Source organism: Bacillus sp. SIMBA_154, from assembly GCF_046536015.1.
In the GTDB taxonomy this organism is placed as follows: domain Bacteria; phylum Bacillota; class Bacilli; order Bacillales; family Bacillaceae; genus Bacillus; species Bacillus pumilus_P.
In genome coordinates, this window is the sequence record NZ_JAWJBV010000204.1 from 1 (window position 1) to 278 (window position 278).

General features: G+C 60.4%; 1 protein-coding gene. It reads left to right on the forward strand.

From position 1 onward, the window contains the following. A partial coding sequence (locus R0K30_RS21735) for a hypothetical protein (protein ID WP_410612895.1) occupies positions 1 to 278 on the forward strand: 278 nt, incomplete at both ends.

Consider the following 278-nt stretch of genomic DNA (forward strand, 5'->3'; position numbering starts at 1 on the left):
GTCCCGGTCTGCCGTCGACAGAGACTGCGACGACGAGGTCACCTCCGCATTCGCTAGTGCACTCGACGTCGTCGAGGAGATCGGACTGAGCAATACCAGTGGATTCGGACGTCTGGACGGAAATGGAGTCGACATCGACGATGCCGAGCTCAATAGAAGGTCCGTCACAGTTGTCAGTGTCGAGGCCGCACGAAACGTCGGCAGCATCCTCGGATGGAACTGGGACCTCCTCGGCGACCAGGTCCTCTCACGCGTGATCCGTGGAACTGCGATTCCCG